Source organism: Kitasatospora sp. NPDC056138, from assembly GCF_042264695.1.
Taxonomy (GTDB): Bacteria; Actinomycetota; Actinomycetes; order Streptomycetales; family Streptomycetaceae; genus Kitasatospora.
In genome coordinates, this window is sequence record NZ_JBHJVK010000086.1 from 1 (window position 1) to 19,138 (window position 19,138).

The following is a 19,138-nucleotide window of genomic DNA, read 5'->3' on the forward strand; positions in this document are numbered from 1 at the left end:
CTTGCCGCTGCCGAAGACACCTTGAAACGGCTGGAGATCACCCGCGAGACCCTGGCGGAGCTGGCCGCCGAGGACGGCATTCAGCCGCCGGAGCCGCTGCCGCCCGGATACCGCGAGATCCTGGCCGCCATCGAGAAGACCTGGGACGGACTCCGCGCCAAGGACGTCTGCCGAGCCCTCGGCCTCGGCACCGAGCCCCGCCACACCGAAGGCACCCGCGCCAAGCCGAAACGCCTGGTCAGCCGCGGAATCCTCACCGAACCCGAACCCGGCCTGTTCACCATGCCGCAACCGACGCCCCAGATTCCGCCAAAACCCTCTTCAAGCTAGGACCCGACATGACGACTTGCCCCCAACGACATCCCGGCCGAGGAGGCCGCGACCCACACCGTGTTCCACATCGGCCTCGGCGTCGAGTCGAACCCAGGCCGGCGAGGATGTCAGGGCATCCGTTCCAGTAGGGCCACCGTCACGCCGGGGACGCGTTCCGCGCCGTAGAACTTGTACTTCGCGCGCAGCGCATCCGCCTGGTCCTTCGGGATGGCGTCCAGGGGGTCCGGCCTGTTGCCCGGGACTACCAGCCACATGCGGCTCTCGTCCTGCAGGCACTCGGCCGGCTTCGGGCAGTACGTCGGGAACAGCTCGTTGTTGTCGGCGGCTGAGGCCTTCTGGAAGACCTCTCGCATCTTCAGGTCGTGCGGAAGGTAGTAACGGACCCCTTGGTCAAGCATCCACGCCGGCCCGTCCCGGTTGAAGACCACCGCCTCCCCCGGGCGGTGGTACTTCATAATGGTCGCCGCCGCCGCCACGTAATCCGTCGGTACGTCGTCATGGTGTGCGTACTGCTCCCTCAGTTTGTGCTGCTCGGGGAGTACGAGCAGAGCGATCGCGGCGATGGCTGCCGCGGCCGTCGCCCAGGACGGCGCCGCCGTGGCCAGCCCCGCCCCCGCCAGCACGGCCCAAGCCGGCAGAGTGATCAGCAGGTACTGGAAGCGGAAGTAGGAGATGTCCCCGTGGGATGCCGCCCACACCACCAGTGGGGGCAGCACGGCCAGGGCGACGCACAGCACGAAGGCGTCGCGGCGCTCCTTCGGCGCCACCACGGCCAGCGCGATCACCACTCCCGCACACAGCGCCGAGGCAAACAGCTTCGGCCAGATGTCGACCAGACCCCACGCGTCCGGCCGAGGGACGTACCAGAGCTGCCGTCCCACCTGCGACCTGCCCGCCAGCGCCAGCGGGACCACACAGGCCCCACCAGCCATCACCGCCAGGCCGAAGCCCCACAGTGCCCCGCGCTCGTACCGGGTTCGTACGACCGTGGCGAGCAGGTGCCCCAGCAGGACGGCCAGCGCCACGAGATGCAGCAGTCCGACAACCACCAAACCGAGCGAATACGCCGCCCAGCGTCCCCGGCTGCGGGGCACCTCCCAAGCCCGAAGCAGCAGAAACATCGCCAAGGCGGTGGCCAGGACCACCAGGGCATAACTGCGGGCCTCCTGGGCGTACCGGCTCACGGCGGGGATCAGGGCGAACAGCAGTCCGCCGTACATCCCGGCCTGTCGGCCGAACAGCCGATGCCCGATCAGTGCCACCAGAGCGGCTGTCCCGACCATGGCCAGCGCGGAGGGCAGGCGCAGGGCCAGGACGGAGTCGCCGAAGAGCGCCATCCACCCGTGCATCAGGATGTAGTACGTGCCGTGGACCGCGTCGACGTTGTGCAGGGTGGCCAGAATCTGCCCGAGGTCGCGCCTGGCAACGTCCCAGGTGACCAGTTCGTCGGTCACCAGCTGCGGGCCGCTGATCTGGAACACGGTCACGGCGAGGGTGACCAGCGCCGGCCACAGCCACAGGCCGGCCGACCCTCTGACGCGGGGTGGCTGGGCCTGGGCCGGATGGGCCTCCTGGCTCGGATTGGGACGGGTGAGAATCGCCATGGCACAGGCCTACCGCCCGCCGCGCGGCCCCGGCCCCAGCCACCGGACGATGGTCTCAGCTTTTCGCCCGATCGGCGCTCCGGTATTCCCCTGACTGGCCTACACCACCGGCGCCTGAGGTAGTGCGCGACATCCCGTGAGTTCTCCTGAGCCCCGCTGGGTCACCAAGGCCGCGGCCAGGGGCTTCTGCCTCCTTCGAGTGCCCTGCCAGACCATGACGTAACTTCGACGAATGGTGCTTCGAGGTCACCGGCTACTTGCCCCGACCCCGCGGTGCGCATCGCCGCCGCCTACACGCTGGCGGCCGCCTCCGAGCGCGCGCAGGACATCCTCTCCGCGTTCCGCTCTCGTCTGCTCGCCGAGCACAACCCGGAGCACAAACGACGAAACGGTGCTTCCCTCAGCGACTTCCGTCACTGTGGGAAGCACCGTTTCGTCGGTACTTCTGTGACCTGGCCCGGAGTGCTCGCCGACACCGACGGCGAGGAGCGGAACCCCTTGAAGAGGCCGGACTGATCGAGGTCAAGCTGAAGGGTCGTGAACGCGTCCACCGGCTGCGGGCCGACCGGCCGGACGATCTCGTCAGCGGATGACTCCAGCGCTTCACATGAGACCAAGGCGCCCCTGCCTGCGGTAGCCAGGCGGGGACTCGCCGTGCCAGCCGCTCGGCAAGAACGACCTGCCGAGCAGCCAGATGCCCCAACCACAACGACGAAACGGACATCAGCTCACGCATCGCCCTCTGAAGCCCACCAAGCCGTCTGCTACTGGCATCAGGCCCAGGAGGTCGCCCGGCGGCCGAGGGCGAGCTGCAAGTCGCCGTACCAACGGCACCAGGTATGGAAGTGTGTACCTGTGCTGGTCCTTGCGGAGGGCGTGGTGGGTGTGACGCTCCGATAGGTTTCCCGGGTAGTCCGACCGTCATAGGAGCAGTTGCGTGTACCCGATTCCTCGGCCGCCCCTGCTTCCCCAGGTGCCCACCGAGGAGCAGCATCAGGCCGCCACCCTCTCTGTCAGCCTTGGGTGAGACATCCTGCTTTGTCGGGTTAGCCCGGGAGGGCCCGAGTAGGAGTTCCACCCCTGATGACCAGCACCAATCCGTCCGCAGCCGACCCGGCTCCCAGGCCGAAGCGCCGCACGTTCAGCCCCGAGTACAAGCTGCGGATCGTCGCCGAGTACGACGCCGCGCCCAAGAACGAGAAAGGTGCGGTCCTGCGCCGCGAGCGCCTGTACCACTCCCACGTCGCCGAGTGGTGCGGACGGTGAGGTCTCCGGTGATGACGCCGACCTCGACGGTCATCGCGTCGCCGGGGCCGGCGGTGACCTCGTCCTCGCACACGGCGGGTTCCGGGGCGGGCATCAGCTGTCGCAGGTGTCGAGCATCTCGGCCAGCGCCGCCTGCTCGGCCTCGGTGACGTTCAGAGCGTAGACGTGCTTCACATCGATCCACGCCCGGGAGTAGGTGCACCAGTAGGACCCCCGCGGGGGGCTTCCACGGGTCCGGGGTCTGGTCGCCCTTGGACCGGTTGGAGGCGGCGGAGACGGCGATGAGCTGGCTGTGAGTCAGGTCGTTGGCGAACGCCTTGCGCTTCGCGGTGTCCCGTAGATCCGCTCCGACCGGCGGGGAGCGTCATTCCTGAGGTGCGGTATTCGGGGCTGCCGATGGGGCGTCGCCGATGTGGTTGGCGCCGGGGGAGAGGGCTTGCTGCCCGTTCGTTCGCAGGTGCCGGGCTTCCTCCCGCTGGGCGGTCACGTCGGGGATGGCGGCGATGGCTTCGGTGAAGCGGTCCTGGCGGATGAGCAGTTCGGCCAGGTCGGTTGCGGCCCTCTTGCCGGGCAGCGAACGCAGGAGGGCGATGGCCTCCTCGACGCGCGCGTCCTGGGCGAGCAGCCACGCGATGGTGAGCTCGCGGTCGTCCACTTCGTCGGCTGGTAGGGCCTCGACCTCCGCGATCGCTTCCCGGGCGCGTCCGGACTCTCCCATCAGCCACCACCGGTTGGAGCGAAGCCAGTACGCCTCGTTCTCCGCGAGGAACTCGGGGCTGCGTCCTTCCGTGAGTCCGATCGCCTTGCCGTGCTGGCCCTGATCGGCGAGGAGGATCAGGGCCCTCTGGAGGAGGTTTCCGTCGTAGAGGTCGTCGAACGTGTGCTCCACCGCTTTGATGGCGTCGTCGAACCTGCCCTGGCGGATGAGCAGTTCCATCAGCGTGTTCTCATGCCAGCCCGGATTCCCGGCGGCGATGAGATCGCGCAGATAGGTCTCCGCCTCACCGGCCTGTCCGGCGTTCTCCAGCGCCCTCACGTACGGAACCACGGCACTGTACCTCTGAGCATCGGCGAGCTCGCGCAGTTCCTCGATCCGCCCGTGCCGGGCCAGCAACTCGGCGTAGGACCCGACGTTGTTCTGCGGCCCGTACCGGCGTGCGGCCACGTCCGCACCGAGCAGCCGGATCGCCTCCTCCACCCGCCCGGCCCGGACCAGCACCACGGCATAGTCCCGCGACGCGTCGACCGCGTTCTCCTGCGGCCCCTCGGGGCGCGCCAGCTCCAGCGCCTGGTCTACGCGGCCCCACCGCACCAGCACGTCCGCGCCCACCCGCACTGCCGGCTGCCAACGGGTAGCCGCGAACGGCTCCACCACCGCCCAGGCCCGCCCGAACTCTCCCGCCGCGCACAGCTCCCGCACCGCACCCGCAGCGCAGAACCAGTCCTCACGCTCCCGCGCCGCCTGGACCAGAGCCTCCAGGCCACCGCGGTCGCGGATCTCGTCCACGAGCCTCGGCAGCACGCCACCGAGGGTGCCGACCTGCCATTGAAGATCATCCACATTCACGGGGGCACCCTAAAAGCAGCCACCGACACCACCTGCGACCCGCATCGTCGGGTCGGCCCGCCCAGCCCGCTCGGCGGGCCGGCCCGGGTGCTGCTACGCGCGGGTGTCGGCGCTGTCGGTGGTGTCAGAGGTGTGGGCTACGGTGCTTGGCCGTGGAAGCAGCTGATCTTGACTACCGGGCCCGGACGCAATCGGCCTGTCTCTCACCGCGCCTGGTCTCCCAGCTTCTTGACCTCGGTCATGCCGGGGAGGTGGAGTTCTGGGCCGGCCGTGGGGAGTGGTTCTGCGCGCGGGAGTGGGCCCGGTTGCTCGGCGAGCGGGGCCGGCAGGCCGAGGCGCTGGAGGTGCTCGCGCCGTACGTCGCCACGGGCTGGTGGAAGGCTGCCGAGGCCATGGCGGAGCTGCTGGAGGCGAGTGGCCGGGCCGACGACGCGATCGCGCTGGTACGACCGCACGCAGAAGGCGGGGAACGGCTGGGGCTGGGATTCTTCGCGCGCCTGCTCGCCCGGCACGGTCGGGGCGACGAGGCCTTCGACCTGCTGCGCCCGCACATTGAGGACTGGTATCTCGCTGAGCCGCTCGTCGACATCGCCGGGCCCACCGGCCGCCACGAGGAGGCCGCTCAACTGTTGGCATACCGGATTGAGAACGCCCCGCGCTGCTGCGACAACCCGTCCTGCGGCGGCCGCGACGTCAAGCCATTCAACGGCATCAACCTGCTCGCGACGATCCGCGAGCGCCAGGGCCGCGTCGACGACGCCATCGCCCTGCTTCGCACCCGCGAGACCATCTCGATCAACAACCGCGACCAGCTGGCCGACCTGCTGGCCCGGCACGACCGGATCGAAGAACTACGCGCGTACGCGGCGACCGAGGACCTGGGTCACGCTGTGCAGCGGCTGGCGGAGTTGTTGGAGGATCGCGGCGACGTGGAGGGCGCGATCGCCGCGTACCGGCCGGCCGCCGGGCCGGCGGCCCATGACCCGAACTCGGCTTTCGAGCTCGCTCGGCTCCTGGCCCGGCACGGCCGGGGCCAGGAGGCGATCGAGGTAATGCGCGCCCAGGCCGACACCCGCAACGGCGACGACTGGATCCTCCACACCCTGGCCGAGCTGTGCCTCGACCAGGGCCGCCCTAAGGACGGCCTGGCCCACCTCGACGCCCTCAAAGCCCGTCGCGGTGGCGAGGAGGAGTGGGACCTGTTCTGGATGCGGCTGCCGCTGATCGCTGCCAGTGAAGGGGTCGACGCGGCGGTCGAACGGGCGCGGACTCATCCGGAGGGCAACACCTGGTACGCGGCCGAGCACATTGCAGAACTCCTGGCCGGCACCGGACGCACCGAGGAGGCCGTCGCCGTCCTTGAACAGCACGCCCCCGCCGACCGCCATGCCCTGGCCGGCTACCTCATCGACCTCGGCCGCATCGACGATGCCGTGGCCGTCCTCCGACAGCAGAGCCCCCGGCCGCCCGAGCAAGCGACCGGCCGCTGGCACGACGAGCCCCCGTTCTGAGACGGCTGGGCGGTCCGCCGAACCGGCAGGCGGGCCGACCGGTTGCTGCTACGGCCACTTGAAACGGATCATGCCGCCACGACGACCTGATCGGTGGCCCGGTGACGCCGAGTCACCCGGTGATCGGCGTGGCGTCCGTGTGGTTGACCGAAGGCGAGCCGGGGGCGGAAACGGCGCGGTTCGGGTTGTTACTCGTTGTCCGGACGTCGTAACGGGTGCTGCGGCCGGCGGCCAGCCACCGGTCGAGCTCGTGCCGGGTGACATCGGCCAGGGCACCCCTCGGTTCGCATGGCGGTCAGGAAACCGGCTGCGGTGTTCATCCGCGTCTGGGCCCAGTGCAGCCGGTTGGTGAAGGCGTACGCCCGTTTGATGTGGCGGCGGGCCCTGGGCAGGAGCGACCAGCGGACGTAGGCCCGCAGCAGCAGGGCGTGCTCGACCAGATCGCCCGCACCGGCCGAGCAGTCGAAGTCGCCATCCAGTTCAACGAGTCGATCCCCTCAGACGTCTGCGATGTCCTGCCGGACCTGCTGGAAGTACTTCGCTACGTGCGGTCGCGGCGGCACCAGGCACTCGGGCTGCTACGCCTGAGCTGCGGTACGCCCAGCAGCAACCCGCGCCATCACACCCTCAGGATCCGGGTGGCACCGCGGACACGGCAGGTAGCGGCCAGTCCCGGGGACCTCGACGAATCGACTGTCCTCGTGATCGCACTCACCACACCACTCCGGCCGCTGAGGCTTGACGGCGACAGGCGGCTTGGCACGGCGGACGGCCAGCACCGAGCTCAGCGGCCCCTGAACCATCGCGCCCTCCTCATCGACGAAGACGAAGCCGGTGTAATCCCTGACGTCCTCGTCGCCGGGGCTGGCCGGGAAGGCCCCGGGTGCGAAAGTGCCACGTACCGCATGGTGCCACCTCCCGTCCGCGAGCAGTACGGACGTCACGACCAGGGACTCAACCTCTGGCTCAGCACTCACTGCAACTCCCTTCAGTTGATGATGATCAGATCGGCTACAACCTCGAACCACGCCAACCAGGCCGGCACTCCGGGCACAACCGGCTGCCGTCGAGGTCGACCAGCGGCTGGACCTTCGACCAGCCCCGGCACTGGCCCAGACACGGCCGGCCTCGCCGACGCGACACTGGCACAGCGATCTCGCCCCACCCGGCACAGACCGTGGTCACCAACACCCGGCTGCCACGATCGCCCCGCTGCTCCGGCACCGCGCCGTGCTCAGCCCACGCCCGCTCCTTGGCAGCATGCAGCGACCGGCGCCCCTGACCCATCCGCTTCCGGAGACCGGCGGCCGCACACCGGTAAGCGTCCGGCTTGGAACGCTCACCCTCGTCGCCATCCGTGAAATCGACCCGAGTCCCACTCGGCCGGCACACCGGACAACTCCCCGAATCGCCCAGCAACCGGCCATCGTCACACCACTGCGCTGGACACGACGACGGCTCAACGAGCACCAGCGCGATGTCGTCTGCCCGCTCCAGCAACTCCCGGCCCGTCAGATTCGAGTACCGCAGGAACCAGCGCCGTTCCAACCGGTCCCGGATCATCTGCGGCCCCGCGCCGACGCACAGCTGGCGGTTCACCTCGAGCCGCACACCACCACGCTGCCCCAGCGCGGCCACCAACGGGCGCGGAATCGCCGCCGTAACCCACGCCGCAGGAGCCTGGCTGGCAGCCATGTATGGAGCACTCACGTCTTCGGGACGGCCTGGCAGCCGGTCAGCAGCCGCCAGTGGCCATCGATCGGATCGGCGGTCCGCCGTGAGGGCAGCGTCCTGGAGGTGATCATCCTCGAGTAGCCGGAGACGATGACCAGCACCGGCGGGCAGCCGCTCTGGCCGTAGCCGAGCGGGATGTCCATTGCAGGGAACCACAGATCGCACCGGGCCACCTCGCCCGGCTCGTAGACGGTCCGCGAGACCGGGTCCACGGGAAGGTAGGCGGGCCGTAGCTCGCGGACCCGCTCCTTGAGGACGGTCAGTCCGCGCGTCCAGCAGATCCGCTCCGCGGTCACGGTGGCGGGCATCGTCGGGGTCTGTTGCAGCAGTTCGCGGATGGCGGGCTCGAAGACGTCCACGGCCGAGCCCTTCAACGGGCGCTGGTAGACCGGCGGCCGGTCCGAGGCCAGGGCCCGCGTCACCGTGCTCCTGGAGATCCCCAACTGGCGGGCCACAGCCCGTGCCGACAGGTCCTCGGCCCGGTGCAGTCGGCGGATCTCAGTCCAGTCCTCCACCCCGATCACCTCTTTCCTCCTGACTCCAGTCCCAGTGAAGTCAGGAGGATCAAGAGATCACGCAGTGACCCGCTGAGATCCGCCGTCCGTGGTCCTCGATTCACCCGTTGCCGACATCGCAGATCACGTCGGGACCATCCCCGCGAGCGCGGGGCCGACCCCTTGCCTCATCCCCGCTCGGCAGGACCGCTGGAGCAACCCCCGCGAGCGCGGGGCCGACAATCATTCGGCCGCTCTTCAAGGCCGGCGGGCGCACATGAGCAGGGTGACGGCCACCGCCGCGATGCAGGCGCTCGACGCAACGTGGGCGAGGACCGCTCGGCGCGGGTCCGGCAACCTCCGGCGCCGGCGCTCGGCGACCCCGCGGTACTCGGCCAGCGGGTCGAGGTCGGAGTCAGACACCGATGCGGCCCTCGATGTACTTCTGCCGCTGGATCCAGCCCACCGCGGTGTCGCGGATCGCGAACGTCCACGGCTTTCCCTCGGACAGCACCAGGCCGCCGCTGACGGTGTCGCTCACGGCCCACAGTTCCCGGCCCCGGTCGTCCGGCGGCAGCTGCACCAACTCGTAGCGCTCGCTCATCTGCCGTTCACCACACAGCTGATACAGCGTCCTGGATCGCGGACCACCCCTTCGATGACGCGCTCGGGCACACCTTCATACGGATGGAGGGTCTTCTCAGTGGTGCCGCAGCTCGTACAGCGCGGCTTCGGATCGGGGTCAGTGCCGGAGCTGGACGGATTCTGTGTCTCGGTCACATCCTGATCGTCGACCACTGGAAAGGACGTCCACACCGCGTTTCGGGGACGTTCGGGACGTTTCACTGGTACGCCTTGACTCGTCCCAGGCGCACCCGAGAGGTGAACTATGAACCAGGCTCTCCGGCAGGCCATGGTCGCTGCCACGATGAACGAGGCCCAGCTCGCCGCAGCATGCGGCGTGGACCCGAAGACGGTTGGTCGATGGCTTGCCAACGCTTCCCGGGTTCCGCACGGGCAGCATCGCTGGGCCGCCAGTCAGGCACTCGGAGTTGAGGAGACCGTTTTGTGGCCGACAGCCGTTCGTTCGACCGTCAAGGTTGGCGCCGACCGTGAGATCGTCCAGGTCTATCCCTACAGGTCGGCAGCACCTACCGCGCTGTGGCGGCAGCTCATTGGTCGGGCTGAGCGGGAGCTGACCTTCGCCGGTTACACCAACTACTTCTTGTGGTTGGAGCAGGCCAACCTCGGTGGCCTGCTGCGGCGCAAGGCGGCCTCCGGCTGTCAGGTCCGGTTCCTCATCGGCGATCCGGACAGTCCGGTGACACGGGCCCGCGAGATCGAGGAGGACGTGCCGCTCACTTTGCGCACGCGGATCGCCGTCACCGTGGGGGAACTGCAAAAGCTGACCGACGTCCCCGGCATCGAGGGCCGCTACGAGACCGGGCACGTCAACATCAGCGTGTTCCGATTCGACGACGAGATGATCGTGACTCCGATCCTGGCCCGTAAAGTGGGGCACAACTCTCCGATGATGCACTTGCGTCGCCTGCAGGACGACGGCATGTTCGACCAGTTCGCCGAGCACGTCGAGGAGTTGTGGGGCCGAGGCCGGAACATGTGGAACCTGGAGGTGCAGCATGCCGAGGCGTGACTACGAAGACGACCCGAACGCCCCGAGGGCCAATAGCCTGGTACCGGCCGCGTCCGTGGTCGTGGTGGACGACGCTGGGCGGCTTCTGCTGCAGCGCCGGACCGATAACGGGATGTGGGCACTCCCCGGCGGGAAGATGGAGCTCGGCGAGTCCCTGGCGGACTGTGGCGTCCGGGAGACCCTGGAGGAGACCGGAATCCACATCGAGATCGATGGCATCGTCGGCACGTACACCAGCCCCGCGCACGTCTTCGCCTATGACGATGGCGAGGTTCGGCAGGAGTTCTCGATCTGCCTGCTCGGCCGGCCGACTGGTGGTGAGCTCCGGGTGTCGGACGAGTCCCTTGAGGTCGCCTGGTTCACCCCGGCCGAGACGGATGGCCTGCCAATGGTGCCGAGCATCCGCAAGCGGATCTCCGACTGGCGGTCCGGCAGCGGTCCGGTAGTCCGCTGAGACAGGCACGACGAAGCGCCCCCTGCCCGGCCGGAGCCGGGCAGGGGGCATCGCGCGAGGTCTTCCGGCACACAACCCTCCCTGTCCGGTGCATCATCCGGCTCGACGCGACGCTGTACCTGAGCGCATTCGATGCGGAATGGGAGGGACACGAGTCCGCCACCTACAAGATCCTGCGCACCCCTCATGGGCCCTTGTGTCGGGGGGTTCCGCAGGAGGTTTGCAATCACAGGGAGTAGGCACACCACAGAAGTTGGACCAGAACCCGAAGTCGTGAACGTAGCCACGGCCGAGGTGGTCCGTGCCGAGGGTGCCAACCTGGGCACCGAACGCGACGACGGCAAGCCGCGTGAACCGGGTGCCCTGCTGCCAGAGGCGGGAAAGACGTGAGTCCAGCCCGGATCCGGCCAACGAGAGACACAGTGAACTCCAGGAATTCCTGGGACAGCTGGTGATGTTGCCGGTGCAGTGCTCCCCGCCGATGCGAGGGTGATCCGCGCCCTGCCCGGCGGCGGACTGGCTGGAATGTTCCCCGCCCGCCGAACCACCTGCGGTGAACCCGCCGCGCTGCCCCGATGCTTAGACCGGCCTGATGTACCGTCACCGTACTGCGGCGGCAGCGCCCTGATGACGGGGGCGGGGCGTCACCGCTGCTCCTCCTGGCGGTCGCAGCCCGGCCGGGTGAGACGTCAGACGTTGCCGACGGTGCGGGCCGCCGCGGTGCAGCCGGCGCCCCGGGCCGCCCGGCCCGGATCATCCTACCCGGCGCCCGCGCGCCCGTGATGTCGTCCAACAGGACCAGGGTGGCCGCGAGTTCGCCTCTCTGCGGGGTGATCCGGGCGCGTTCCCGGGGCCGCGGCGGCGATGGGTGCCCGCGTCTGAGGCGAGGTTCTTGTTCAGCGCCGCAAGGTAGTTGCGCATGGTGTGGTCGCGCACACCGTTGCTGACCGGGGCGAACGCGTCGGCGGGGGAGCACGTGACCAGCGCCCGCCGCTGGACCTTGGACGGCGGACCACCCCCGGGTCGGCGGGGACTGCTCCGGTGAGGGGCTATTGGCCGAGGTGTACGGGTGTTGGCCCCGCACGCGAGAGGATTGCTCCCTGCACGACCGGCTCCATGAGGCCAAGGAACCAGGCCGGCTCGGCGAGGCCGCCGTGATCGAGGCCGGCCTCTCGGTCGCCGAGCAGAAGCTCGCCGCCATGCGCGACCTCGCGGCCCGGCACACCACCGTCCACCTCGGTATGCCCGACTTCCGCACCGGCGCCGGCCGGCTCACGACAACTAAGCTCTGGTGGCGGCTGACCGCGGTCCGGCCGCTGGTCCCTCGCACCTGGCTACTCAGCTGACTCAGACGTGAGGCGGCAGTACCTCGATGATCTCGGCGATGCCGGCGAGAGGTCGGGCCTCGTGCATGGCTATCACGTCACCGGGCTTCAGATGCCGCCACTGCTCGGGCTGCAGGGGCGCCAGGCGAACGTCAGCCGTCTCTCCGGGGCCGAGCTGCGGCGCGAACTCCACCCAAAGCCTTGCGATGTTCAGATCTGGTTGCCCGTCTGCGGTGCGGTTGCCGATGTCCCACAGCGGCCTGAGCCGCCCGTCCCCTGAGAAGGCACTCCGGCGTCCGCTCTCGTCGGTGCCCAGCAGGGTCAGCGTCGCGCGGACGGTGCCGTGCTTGACCTCCCATCCCCGCCACTCGCACCAACGGCGGCTGCGGTCGAGCATCATCTGCCGGGCGGCCTCGGCGAGCATCTCCCAGAAGACGGTGGACACGGGATGGACATCAGCGATTTCGAGCAGCACGTCCAGCGCCATCTCCCAATCCTGGAGCTCGATCTCCACGCGAACATCTCCGACCGTCTGGCCGTTCTCCGCCACGGCCTCCTCAGGCAGTAGGTCGACAGCCCGCCGAAGAAGTGTGAACGCGTCATCCATGCGCTGGATTCTCACCTGGCTGCGGGCGTTTTGTCACAGCCGACCGGGACCGACGGCGGCGTGGCGCCGGCATGACGGGCGCGACATTCCGACATGCGCCCCGGGGCTACTGAGAATGTGTGATTTCGGTCAGCCATGTGTGGTCAGGGGGTGTCCGGGTCCCGGCTGCGACTCGGTGCATGACTACGCCGTCTGCGTCGAACCCAACGTCCGGGTCCGCACGACCTCTGACGGGTCAGCATCCTCGGTCGTAGATCGCCCGCAGCCACGGTTCCCCAACGATGGGCATCCGCGCGAGCGTGTACCGGAACGCCTCCCTGGACGGCTGGAACGGGTACCACGGATGCGGCGGCAGCGGATCATCCCGCTCCACGCCTGCCGGCAGCCCGCCGACCACCGGCAGCCGGGTCCGGTGTGGCGGGAAGGCGAGTTCGGCCCAGAGCGCGGCATCCATAGGTACCGGCACCGCCCCGGCGCGCGGCTGCCACACGTCTCCAGTCTGCGGATGGACCGGCACCAGCACCAGGTCAGTGTCCGGCTCGCCGAACCCCGGTCCCGCCAGGTCCAGCCGCTTCGCACCTTCCCCGGCGGGCAGCAGTGCGCCGAGTGCCCGGCCGAGGAGCTCAGCGACCGGCCCGGGCGCCACCTCGACCGGCGCGCCCCCGGAGGCCACCACCACCTGGGCAAGAGCCACCCCCGCCGGGATGTCCCGGTACTCACTCAGTCGGTGCCACAGCGCGCCGGTGGCCAGCAGCTCCGCCCAGTCCATGACCGGCCGCTCCGGTGGGCCGGGCAGCCGCACTACCGCCTGCGGGACGAGCCGGACGACCTGCCAGCACCCGCAGTCGTCCATCCTCGTTCCGACCGGCAGATCGCAGCCCAGGCAGGCAAGGTTCGGCCCGTCCCTCCCGTCGATCCCCATGCAGTAGCCCCCGGCCCGCTCGAGGATCAGCCTGGTGCCGCGCATGTCGCCGGGCGAGAGGAGGACGGTGTCCGACGGCCCGTTGGACAGCGCGCCGAACGGCGCGAAGCGCCCCCGCCCCGCCGCCTCGTGCGCCCCGACCTTGTCCCACTGCCGCCACGGCGGCCCGAACGGTGCGGGCTCGACGGCGTAGGAACCGGCCTCCAGCAGTGGCGGGTGCAGCTTCTCCCAGTGCGTATCGGCCAGGTGGATCGGCAACGCCACCTCCGACACCGCCGCCGTCAGGACCGCACCGCAGCCCGCACACCCGAACACCGCCAAGCTGTCCCCTCCCGCCGTCGAAGCCCCTGGATCCCACCAAGCAGGCGGACCGGGGAGCAAGGGGTTTTCAGACGACGTTGAACGTCCACCGATAGGCGAGCGGGCCTCGACGTCCCCGTCGCGGCCTCAGGAAGCCGGAAGCCGCGCCGGACTGAGCCGCTGAACGTGATTCGTGCCGTCGGTCAGCCGTCCATGATCAGGCCTGTGCCGGTGAGACACCCGTCGACCAGGTCCGGGCGGTACTGGATCTGCTTGAGTCGTCTATGAAACCAAGGAAACCAAGGCTGCGCGGTCGCGCGGGTGATGGCCTGAGCCGACTCTCCTGGACCTGCTCTCCACGAGTCTCAGGTCGTTTTCGTCCGGCGGCTGACGTCGGTGGCGTACCGGCTCCGGATTCCTTCGCTCTGCCGTTGGGGTCCGGCGGGACGGCGCCGGGCGGGTCCGAGTCCTGGCCAGGGTCAGGCCGTGCCGGTGGGATTTCCGGAGGGGCAGGTGACGGCCCAGGCGGCCTCGATCATCTGGAAGATCTCGTCCACCGCGGTCTGCGGATCGGCCGCGTCACGGGCCAGGGAGTAGGCGTCGATCACGAACCTCGCGATCGTCCGGCAGGCCGTTGTGGTCCGTGACAGGTCGGGATCGGCGGCGATGGCCGTTGCCAGCGACTCTGCATGGCGCAGCCTCATCGACTCCTCGTACTCGCGCAGGGCGGGTGATTCGTCGATCATGCGCCAGATCGGGGCGGCGCTGTCCGCCGTGCAGTGTCGCACCAGGGCCTGGATCTCCCGGCGCAGCGCGGGGATGAGCGGCTCGTGCGGTGTCCGGATGGTGACCGCCTGCGTGAGGCGTTGCTCGAAGTCTTGGTCCTGCTCGAACACCAGGGCCTCTTTCGAGGCGAAGTGGGAGAAGACCGTGGTGACGGCGACGTCGGCCTCGGCGGCCACGTCGCGGATGCCCACCGTGTCGTACCCGCGTTCCAGGAAGAGCCGTAGGGCGGTATCTGCGATCTTCTGGCGGGTCGCGGCTTTCTTGCGTTCGCGTCGCCCGGACGGCACGGTCATGCCCTAACGCTATCAGATTCAAAGCCAGAACTGTTGTTAAACACTAACCGTTAGGGTTATGGTCGACGGCATGAAGAGAGTGAGCTTCGCCGAGTTCGGCGGTCCGGACGTCCTGCGACTCGTCGACGCCGAGGAGCCCCACGCGGGCCCCGGTCAGGTACGCATCGCCGTGCGGGCGGCGGGCGTGAACCCCGTCGACTGGAGGATCCGTGAAGGCCAGATCCTCAAGGCCCATCCGATCGAGTTGCCCTCCGGAGTCGGGTTGGACGCCTCCGGGGTGGTGGACGAGGTCGGTCAGGACGTCGAAGGGGTCGAGGTCGGCGACCACGTGTTCGGCGAGGGCTCGAACACCTATGCCGAGTTCGCCGTGCTGTCGGCCTGGGCCCGTATGCCCGAGGGACTGACCTTCGAAGAGGCGGCCGGGTACCCCTCCGTGGTGGAGACCGCCCTGCGGATCATCCGCGAGGTCGGCGTGGAGGCCGGGCAGACGCTGCTGGTCAGCGGTGCGTCCGGGGGAGTCGGATCGGCGGTGCTGCAGATCGCCCGCGACCGCGGCATCAGGGTGATCGGCACGGCTGGGGCCGCGAACCAGGACTACCTGCGCAGCCTGGGTGCCCTCGCCACGACGTACGGCGAAGGCTGGGTCGAGCGGGTGCGGCGGCTCGGCCGTGTCGACGCAGCTCTCGATCTGGCCGGCTCGGGCGTGATCCGCGAGCTCGTCGAGCTGACCGGGGATCCGCAGAAGGTGATCTCCATCGCCGACCTCGCCGCGCCGGAGTTCGGTGTCCGATTCTCCGGTGTGGCCGGGAGTGTGCCGGAAGCGCTCGCCGAGGCCGTCGACCTCATCTCGCGGGGAAAGCTCCGCATCCCGGTCGAGAAGTCGTACACGCTCGCCGAGGCCGTGGCGGCACACATCGACAGCCGGACCGGTCACACGCGCGGGCGCCGGGTCCTGGTCGTCCGGGCCCGTCGGTGAATTAGTGGTGCGTGTCGCGTCAACTCGTCGTTGATGCTGCGTGCATGACGTATCCGGCGAGTTCGCTGGGGTCGATGAGGCGGACGGGGAGCGGCTCGCTGTGGTGGCCGTGCTGCTGGAGCAGGGGCCGGACCTGGTGGTCGAGGGCGCGCATCTGGTTCTCGCCGATGTGGAAGAGGTGGGCGAGCAGCGAGGCGGGCGGGCCCCGCTGGTCCGGGACGGCGGCCCAGATGATGTTCTCGACGGTCAGTTTGCGGTGGCGTGGGCGTTGTTCCGGCGGCAGTGTGTCGATCATTTCGCGGGTCTCGGTGACGAGGTGGTCGAGGGCTTGGCGGGAGACGCCGGTCAGCACGGGGTGGGTGGCCAGGGCCGCGTCGAAGGTGTGGGCCGCGCGAGGGTGGGAACGACGTCCGGGCGGCTGCAGCGGCACCGGCGGGACGCCCGGCTGCGGCCGGACGCCGGGTGCAGCGACGCCCGCTCCTTCTGCCATACCTACGGCCGGCGCGAGAACACGCACGAGATGGTGCCCGGCTGGCCGTACTCCCTTGGGCGGTCGAGGACCGCAGGGGCTGAGCCCGCGCCCGTGGACAACAAGGGCGCTCAGCTGACCAACTGCGCCGCTCAGTCACAGCTACCTGTGCTGGTGAGGACCTTGCCGAGGGTGGCGGGGTCCATCGGGTGCCCAGGCTCGGCGGCCGGGGAAGAACCAGTTCCACCGGCACTCACAGGGCGATCGTCAGTTGCTGGTGGGTGGCGCGAAGAGATAGCAGTCCATCATGAGTGCGGCGTCGCCGAGGATCTCGGGGTCGCCTTCCGCCTGCTCGGTGAAAGCCAGGTCGAGCAGGTTGGCTGCGACCTCCACAGCGAGCCGTGCGCGTCGACGGGACTGCTCGGTGTCGGGCATCGCGTAGCCGCGAACGAGCGATTGATGTAGCCGCCGGGCGATCTCCGTGTTCGTCTCCTGGCGTTCCGGGTTCAGGCCGGTGATGCGCGGCCCCTGGTACCAGGCCCGGCGATAGCCCGGTTCCCTGCGGAAGCGGTCTGCGTAGGCGGCGAGCAGCTTCCCCAGGAGCTCCTGCGAGCTGTCCGGGAGGGGCTCCTTGGTGATCCGCTCGGCGATCTCCACGTCGAGCCGCAGCCAGCCACGAACCAGCGCCGCGACGATCGCCTCCTTGTCGGTGAAGTACCGGTAGAGCACGCCGACCGAGACGCCTGCCTCGGCGGCAATCAGCTTCGTCCCCAGTTCTTCGTAGGGAGTCGTCTCCAGCAGCGTGGCAGTCGCCGCAAGGATGCGGGCGAACTTCTCACGGCTTCGCTGCTGCTGCGGTTCCCTGGTCTCGCTTGCCATCTGACTCCTTGACATCCATCGAAAGGTGAACAAGAGTCTAGTTCATGTTTTCACTCGGGGGTACCAGCAGCACAAAGCTCGGAGCGAGGTTCCATCAGGTTTGCGCCTCGGTCGCCCTGTCCGGGCTTGGTGACGGGATGCGCTTCGTCGCACTGCCTCTGCTCGCGGCGCAACTCACCACCGACCCAAGGCGAATCGCTGCCGTGTCTCTGGCAGAGCAACTGCCCTGGCTGTTCCTCGGCCTGCTGTCCGGCGCATTGGCAGACCGCTTCGACCGTCGCCGAATCCTATGGCTCGTCGACGCCGTCCGAACCCTGATCGTGGGTACGCTCGCGCTCGCGGTGGCAGTCCAAGCGGCAACGATCCCACTGCTGGCCGCTGTTGCCTTTCTGCTCGGATGCGGGCAGACCCTCTACAACGGCGGCTGGTCGGGAATGGTCCCGGCGCTGGTGGACCCCAGCGCGCTCACGCGAGCCAACGCCCGCCTGCAGGCCGGCTCCCTGATCACCGACAACCTGCTCGGGCCCACCCTGGGCGCGCTGCTGTTCGGCGCAGCCGCCGCTCTCCCCTTCGCCGTCGATACGGTCTCCTTCGCAGCCGCCGCAGCGCTGATCCTCCTGCTCCGCGGAGACTTCCGCCCCCGCCTCCAGGCGAAGCCGAACCCTGTGACGACTCTGCGCCGTGACACAGCCGAGGGCGTCCGCTGGCTCTGGCGGCACCAACTACTGCGCAGACTCTGCCTGATATCCGGGATGACCAACTTCGTCGGCGGCGCCTTGACCTCGATCCTGGTGCTTTACGCCCGGGGCACCCTCGGCCTGAACAATCTGGGCTTCGCCCTGCTCCTGGCGTCCTTCGCGCTCGGCGGTGTAGCGGGGGCAACCGCGACCCCGCGCCTGACCGCGCGGTTCGGCTCGCCACGGATTCTCAAGCTCACCGCTGCGGGTGCCGCCATCGCTTCCATCGGCGCGGGCAGCGCGACTTCAGCCGTCGCAGCCGGCCTGTTCATCGCCGGGTACGGGGCAGCGAACCTGGCATGGAACGTCACTGCGGTATCGCTGCGCCAGTCCTTGGTGCCCGCCGGACTACTGGGTCGCGTGACCATGGCGTACCAGATGACCACCGGCGGCGCTGGCGCGCTCGGCGCCGTAGCGGCCGGCTTCACCGCCCGCTCCTTCGGGCTGCGCGCCCCCTTCCTTGCCGGGGCGGTCCTCCTGTTCGCCGCCAGCCTGATCAGCGTGCGATCCACTACGACAAGTAGTCTGCCCACCCTGGTGCCGACTCTCGACACGCCGTCAAGGAGCGGTGTAGGGGCCCGTCGGTGAATTAGTGGTGCGTGTCGCGTCAACTCGTCGTTAATGCTGCGTGCATGACGTATCCGGCGAGTTCGCTGGGGTCGATGAGGCGGACGGGGAGCGGCTCGCTGTGGTGGCTGTGCTGCTGGAGCAGGGGCCGGACCTGGTGGTCGAGGGCGCGCATCTGGTTCTCGCCGATGTGGAAGAGGTGGGCGAGCAGCGAGGCGGGCAGGCCCCGCTGGTCCAGGACGGCGGCGGTGGGGTCCTCGTGCCGCCTCCGGCTCTCGCGGACCTGCCGGCGCAGCAGGTCGTGAACAGCCTCGGTGGTGCCGTCGTCGCGCCACGTGCCGAAGTGGTAGTGGACGGTGCTGGGTGGCGGGAGGTCGTGCGGCAGGTAGCGCCACTGGCAGCCGGTGCGGGCCTGGTAGAGGATGGCGTTGAGGATCTCCCGCATGTCGTAGCGGCCCTGGTGCCCGCTGACCGACGGGTGCCGTCCTTTCCAGGCCGTGATGACCGGCCGGATCAGCTCCCACACCTCATCCGACAGGTCACTCGGGTAGGAACTGCGCTCGCTCATGCCTACAGCAGACCGCGTCCTCGCTGAACGTCAACCACTCTGGCAGAAAGCCGACTTCGGCACAGCGGACGAACCGCTCACACTCTCACAGA

At 69.2% G+C, this 19,138-nt stretch carries 19 protein-coding genes and 2 pseudogenes; 9 read left to right on the plus strand and 12 right to left on the minus strand.

The window, feature by feature from the left end; all coding sequences use genetic code 11:
* A partial coding sequence (locus tag ACFC1R_RS34065) for a hypothetical protein (protein WP_375945384.1) occupies positions 1–330 on the plus strand: 330 nt, incomplete at its 5' end.
* 110 nt (positions 331–440) lie between these two features.
* On the opposite strand, the gene ACFC1R_RS34070 is transcribed toward ACFC1R_RS34065, so the two are convergent.
* Complete coding sequence (locus ACFC1R_RS34070) at positions 441–1,937, minus strand: glycosyltransferase family 39 protein (protein ID WP_375945386.1); 1,497 nt, start codon at positions 1,935–1,937, stop codon at positions 441–443.
* Positions 1,938–2,210: 273 nt separating this feature from the next.
* Here ACFC1R_RS34070 and ACFC1R_RS34075 point away from each other — a divergent pair, with 273 nt between their 5' ends.
* Both ACFC1R_RS34075 and ACFC1R_RS34080 read left to right on the plus strand, forming a co-directional pair.
* On the plus strand, positions 2,211–2,453 hold the full coding sequence (locus tag ACFC1R_RS34075; protein ID WP_375945388.1) for a hypothetical protein: 243 nt from the start codon (positions 2,211–2,213) through the stop codon (positions 2,451–2,453).
* A 567-nt stretch (positions 2,454–3,020) separates the two neighbouring features.
* The gene (locus ACFC1R_RS34080) at positions 3,021–3,203 is read left to right on the plus strand and encodes a hypothetical protein (RefSeq protein ID WP_375945390.1); all 183 of its coding nucleotides are present in this window, start codon (positions 3,021–3,023) and stop codon (positions 3,201–3,203) included.
* A 93-nt stretch (positions 3,204–3,296) separates the two neighbouring features.
* Here the strand turns inward: ACFC1R_RS34080 and ACFC1R_RS34085 are convergent.
* Both ACFC1R_RS34085 and ACFC1R_RS34090 read right to left on the minus strand, forming a co-directional pair.
* Positions 3,297–3,552, minus strand: a pseudogene (locus tag ACFC1R_RS34085) (HNH endonuclease); the annotation flags it as partial.
* A 15-nt stretch (positions 3,553–3,567) separates the two neighbouring features.
* Positions 3,568–4,770 (minus strand): hypothetical protein, encoded by a 1,203-nt coding sequence (locus ACFC1R_RS34090; RefSeq protein WP_375945392.1) that lies wholly within the window; start codon positions 4,768–4,770, stop codon positions 3,568–3,570.
* Between the two features lie 305 nt (positions 4,771–5,075).
* Between ACFC1R_RS34090 and ACFC1R_RS34095 the strand changes: the two genes are divergently transcribed.
* Complete coding sequence (locus ACFC1R_RS34095) at positions 5,076–6,281, plus strand: hypothetical protein (RefSeq protein WP_375945394.1); 1,206 nt, start codon at positions 5,076–5,078, stop codon at positions 6,279–6,281.
* A gap of 1,706 nt (positions 6,282–7,987) precedes the next feature.
* Here ACFC1R_RS34095 and ACFC1R_RS34100 read toward each other — a convergent pair.
* The 3 genes from ACFC1R_RS34100 to ACFC1R_RS34110 all read right to left on the minus strand — a co-directional run bounded on the left by ACFC1R_RS34100 (position 7,988) and on the right by ACFC1R_RS34110 (position 9,113).
* Positions 7,988–8,539, minus strand: a complete 552-nt coding sequence (locus ACFC1R_RS34100; RefSeq protein WP_375945396.1) for a helix-turn-helix domain-containing protein — start codon at positions 8,537–8,539, stop codon at positions 7,988–7,990.
* A 228-nt stretch (positions 8,540–8,767) separates the two neighbouring features.
* Complete coding sequence (locus ACFC1R_RS34105; RefSeq protein ID WP_375945398.1) at positions 8,768–8,932, minus strand: hypothetical protein; 165 nt, start codon at positions 8,930–8,932, stop codon at positions 8,768–8,770.
* Positions 8,925–9,113 (minus strand): hypothetical protein, encoded by a 189-nt coding sequence (locus ACFC1R_RS34110; RefSeq protein WP_375945400.1) that lies wholly within the window; start codon positions 9,111–9,113, stop codon positions 8,925–8,927. The genes ACFC1R_RS34105 and ACFC1R_RS34110 overlap by 8 nt, the downstream gene beginning before the upstream one ends.
* 285 nt (positions 9,114–9,398) lie before the next feature.
* On the opposite strand from ACFC1R_RS34110, the gene ACFC1R_RS34115 reads away from it, so the two are divergent.
* The 3 genes from ACFC1R_RS34115 to ACFC1R_RS34125 all read left to right on the plus strand — a co-directional run bounded on the left by ACFC1R_RS34115 (position 9,399) and on the right by ACFC1R_RS34125 (position 11,963).
* The gene (locus ACFC1R_RS34115) at positions 9,399–10,163 is read left to right on the plus strand and encodes an XRE family transcriptional regulator (protein WP_375945402.1); all 765 of its coding nucleotides are present in this window, start codon (positions 9,399–9,401) and stop codon (positions 10,161–10,163) included.
* Positions 10,150–10,617, plus strand: a complete 468-nt coding sequence (locus tag ACFC1R_RS34120; protein ID WP_375945404.1) for an NUDIX domain-containing protein — start codon at positions 10,150–10,152, stop codon at positions 10,615–10,617. The genes ACFC1R_RS34115 and ACFC1R_RS34120 overlap by 14 nt, the downstream gene beginning before the upstream one ends.
* A 1,154-nt stretch (positions 10,618–11,771) precedes the next feature.
* Entirely contained in the window at positions 11,772–11,963 is a 192-nt protein-coding gene (locus ACFC1R_RS34125) for a hypothetical protein (RefSeq protein ID WP_375945406.1), read from the plus strand.
* Position 11,964: 1 nt separating this feature from the next.
* On the opposite strand, the gene ACFC1R_RS34130 is transcribed toward ACFC1R_RS34125, so the two are convergent.
* The 3 genes from ACFC1R_RS34130 to ACFC1R_RS34140 form a co-directional block, all read right to left on the minus strand.
* Positions 11,965–12,549 carry a hypothetical protein gene (locus ACFC1R_RS34130; RefSeq protein ID WP_375945408.1) on the minus strand — a complete coding sequence of 195 codons (585 nt, stop codon included), beginning with the start codon at positions 12,547–12,549 and terminating at the stop codon, positions 11,965–11,967.
* A 235-nt stretch (positions 12,550–12,784) separates the two neighbouring features.
* Positions 12,785–13,735: a hypothetical protein gene (locus tag ACFC1R_RS34135; protein WP_375945410.1), complete on the minus strand. Its 951-nt coding sequence runs from the start codon at positions 13,733–13,735 to the stop codon at positions 12,785–12,787.
* Between the two features lie 515 nt (positions 13,736–14,250).
* On the minus strand, positions 14,251–14,850 hold the full coding sequence (locus ACFC1R_RS34140) for a TetR/AcrR family transcriptional regulator (protein ID WP_375945412.1): 600 nt from the start codon (positions 14,848–14,850) through the stop codon (positions 14,251–14,253).
* Between the two features lie 70 nt (positions 14,851–14,920).
* On the opposite strand from ACFC1R_RS34140, the gene ACFC1R_RS34145 reads away from it, so the two are divergent.
* Entirely contained in the window at positions 14,921–15,826 is a 906-nt protein-coding gene (locus ACFC1R_RS34145; protein WP_375945413.1) for an NADP-dependent oxidoreductase, read from the plus strand.
* A gap of 19 nt (positions 15,827–15,845) precedes the next feature.
* Here ACFC1R_RS34145 and ACFC1R_RS34150 read toward each other — a convergent pair whose 3' ends face one another.
* Both ACFC1R_RS34150 and ACFC1R_RS34155 read right to left on the minus strand, forming a co-directional pair.
* A complete protein-coding gene (locus ACFC1R_RS34150) occupies positions 15,846–16,316 on the minus strand; it encodes a hypothetical protein (protein ID WP_375945415.1) in 471 nt (156 codons plus the stop codon).
* Positions 16,317–16,562: 246 nt separating this feature from the next.
* A complete protein-coding gene (locus tag ACFC1R_RS34155; RefSeq protein WP_375945417.1) occupies positions 16,563–17,174 on the minus strand; it encodes a TetR/AcrR family transcriptional regulator in 612 nt (203 codons plus the stop codon).
* Positions 17,175–17,218: 44 nt separating this feature from the next.
* Here ACFC1R_RS34155 and ACFC1R_RS34160 point away from each other — a divergent pair, with 44 nt between their 5' ends.
* Positions 17,219–18,499: an MFS transporter gene (locus ACFC1R_RS34160; RefSeq protein ID WP_375945419.1), complete on the plus strand. Its 1,281-nt coding sequence runs from the start codon at positions 17,219–17,221 to the stop codon at positions 18,497–18,499.
* Positions 18,500–18,677: 178 nt separating this feature from the next.
* On the opposite strand, the pseudogene ACFC1R_RS34165 reads toward ACFC1R_RS34160, so the two are convergent.
* Positions 18,678–19,046, minus strand: a pseudogene (locus ACFC1R_RS34165) (transposase); the annotation flags it as partial.
* Positions 19,047–19,138 lie beyond the last annotated feature (92 nt).

Excerpts from the sequence above, each read along its gene's own strand:
- ACFC1R_RS34160 (WP_375945419.1), top strand. The coding sequence starts at position 17,219 with ATGTTTTCACTCGGGGGTACCAGCAGCACAAAGCTCGGAGCGAGGTTC.
- ACFC1R_RS34080 (WP_375945390.1), top strand. The coding sequence starts at position 3,021 with ATGACCAGCACCAATCCGTCCGCAGCCGACCCGGCTCCCAGGCCGAAG.
- ACFC1R_RS34145 (WP_375945413.1), top strand. The coding sequence starts at position 14,921 with ATGAAGAGAGTGAGCTTCGCCGAGTTCGGCGGTCCGGACGTCCTGCGA.
- ACFC1R_RS34120 (WP_375945404.1), top strand. The coding sequence starts at position 10,150 with ATGCCGAGGCGTGACTACGAAGACGACCCGAACGCCCCGAGGGCCAAT.
- ACFC1R_RS34140 (WP_375945412.1), bottom strand. The coding sequence starts at position 14,850 with ATGACCGTGCCGTCCGGGCGACGCGAACGCAAGAAAGCCGCGACCCGC.
- ACFC1R_RS34110 (WP_375945400.1), bottom strand. The coding sequence starts at position 9,113 with ATGAGCGAGCGCTACGAGTTGGTGCAGCTGCCGCCGGACGACCGGGGC.
- ACFC1R_RS34130 (WP_375945408.1), bottom strand. The coding sequence starts at position 12,549 with ATGGATGACGCGTTCACACTTCTTCGGCGGGCTGTCGACCTACTGCCT.
- ACFC1R_RS34070 (WP_375945386.1), bottom strand. The coding sequence starts at position 1,937 with ATGGCGATTCTCACCCGTCCCAATCCGAGCCAGGAGGCCCATCCGGCC.
- ACFC1R_RS34150 (WP_375945415.1), bottom strand. The coding sequence starts at position 16,316 with ATGGCAGAAGGAGCGGGCGTCGCTGCACCCGGCGTCCGGCCGCAGCCG.
- ACFC1R_RS34115 (WP_375945402.1), top strand. The coding sequence starts at position 9,399 with ATGAACCAGGCTCTCCGGCAGGCCATGGTCGCTGCCACGATGAACGAG.
- ACFC1R_RS34155 (WP_375945417.1), bottom strand. The coding sequence starts at position 17,174 with ATGGCAAGCGAGACCAGGGAACCGCAGCAGCAGCGAAGCCGTGAGAAG.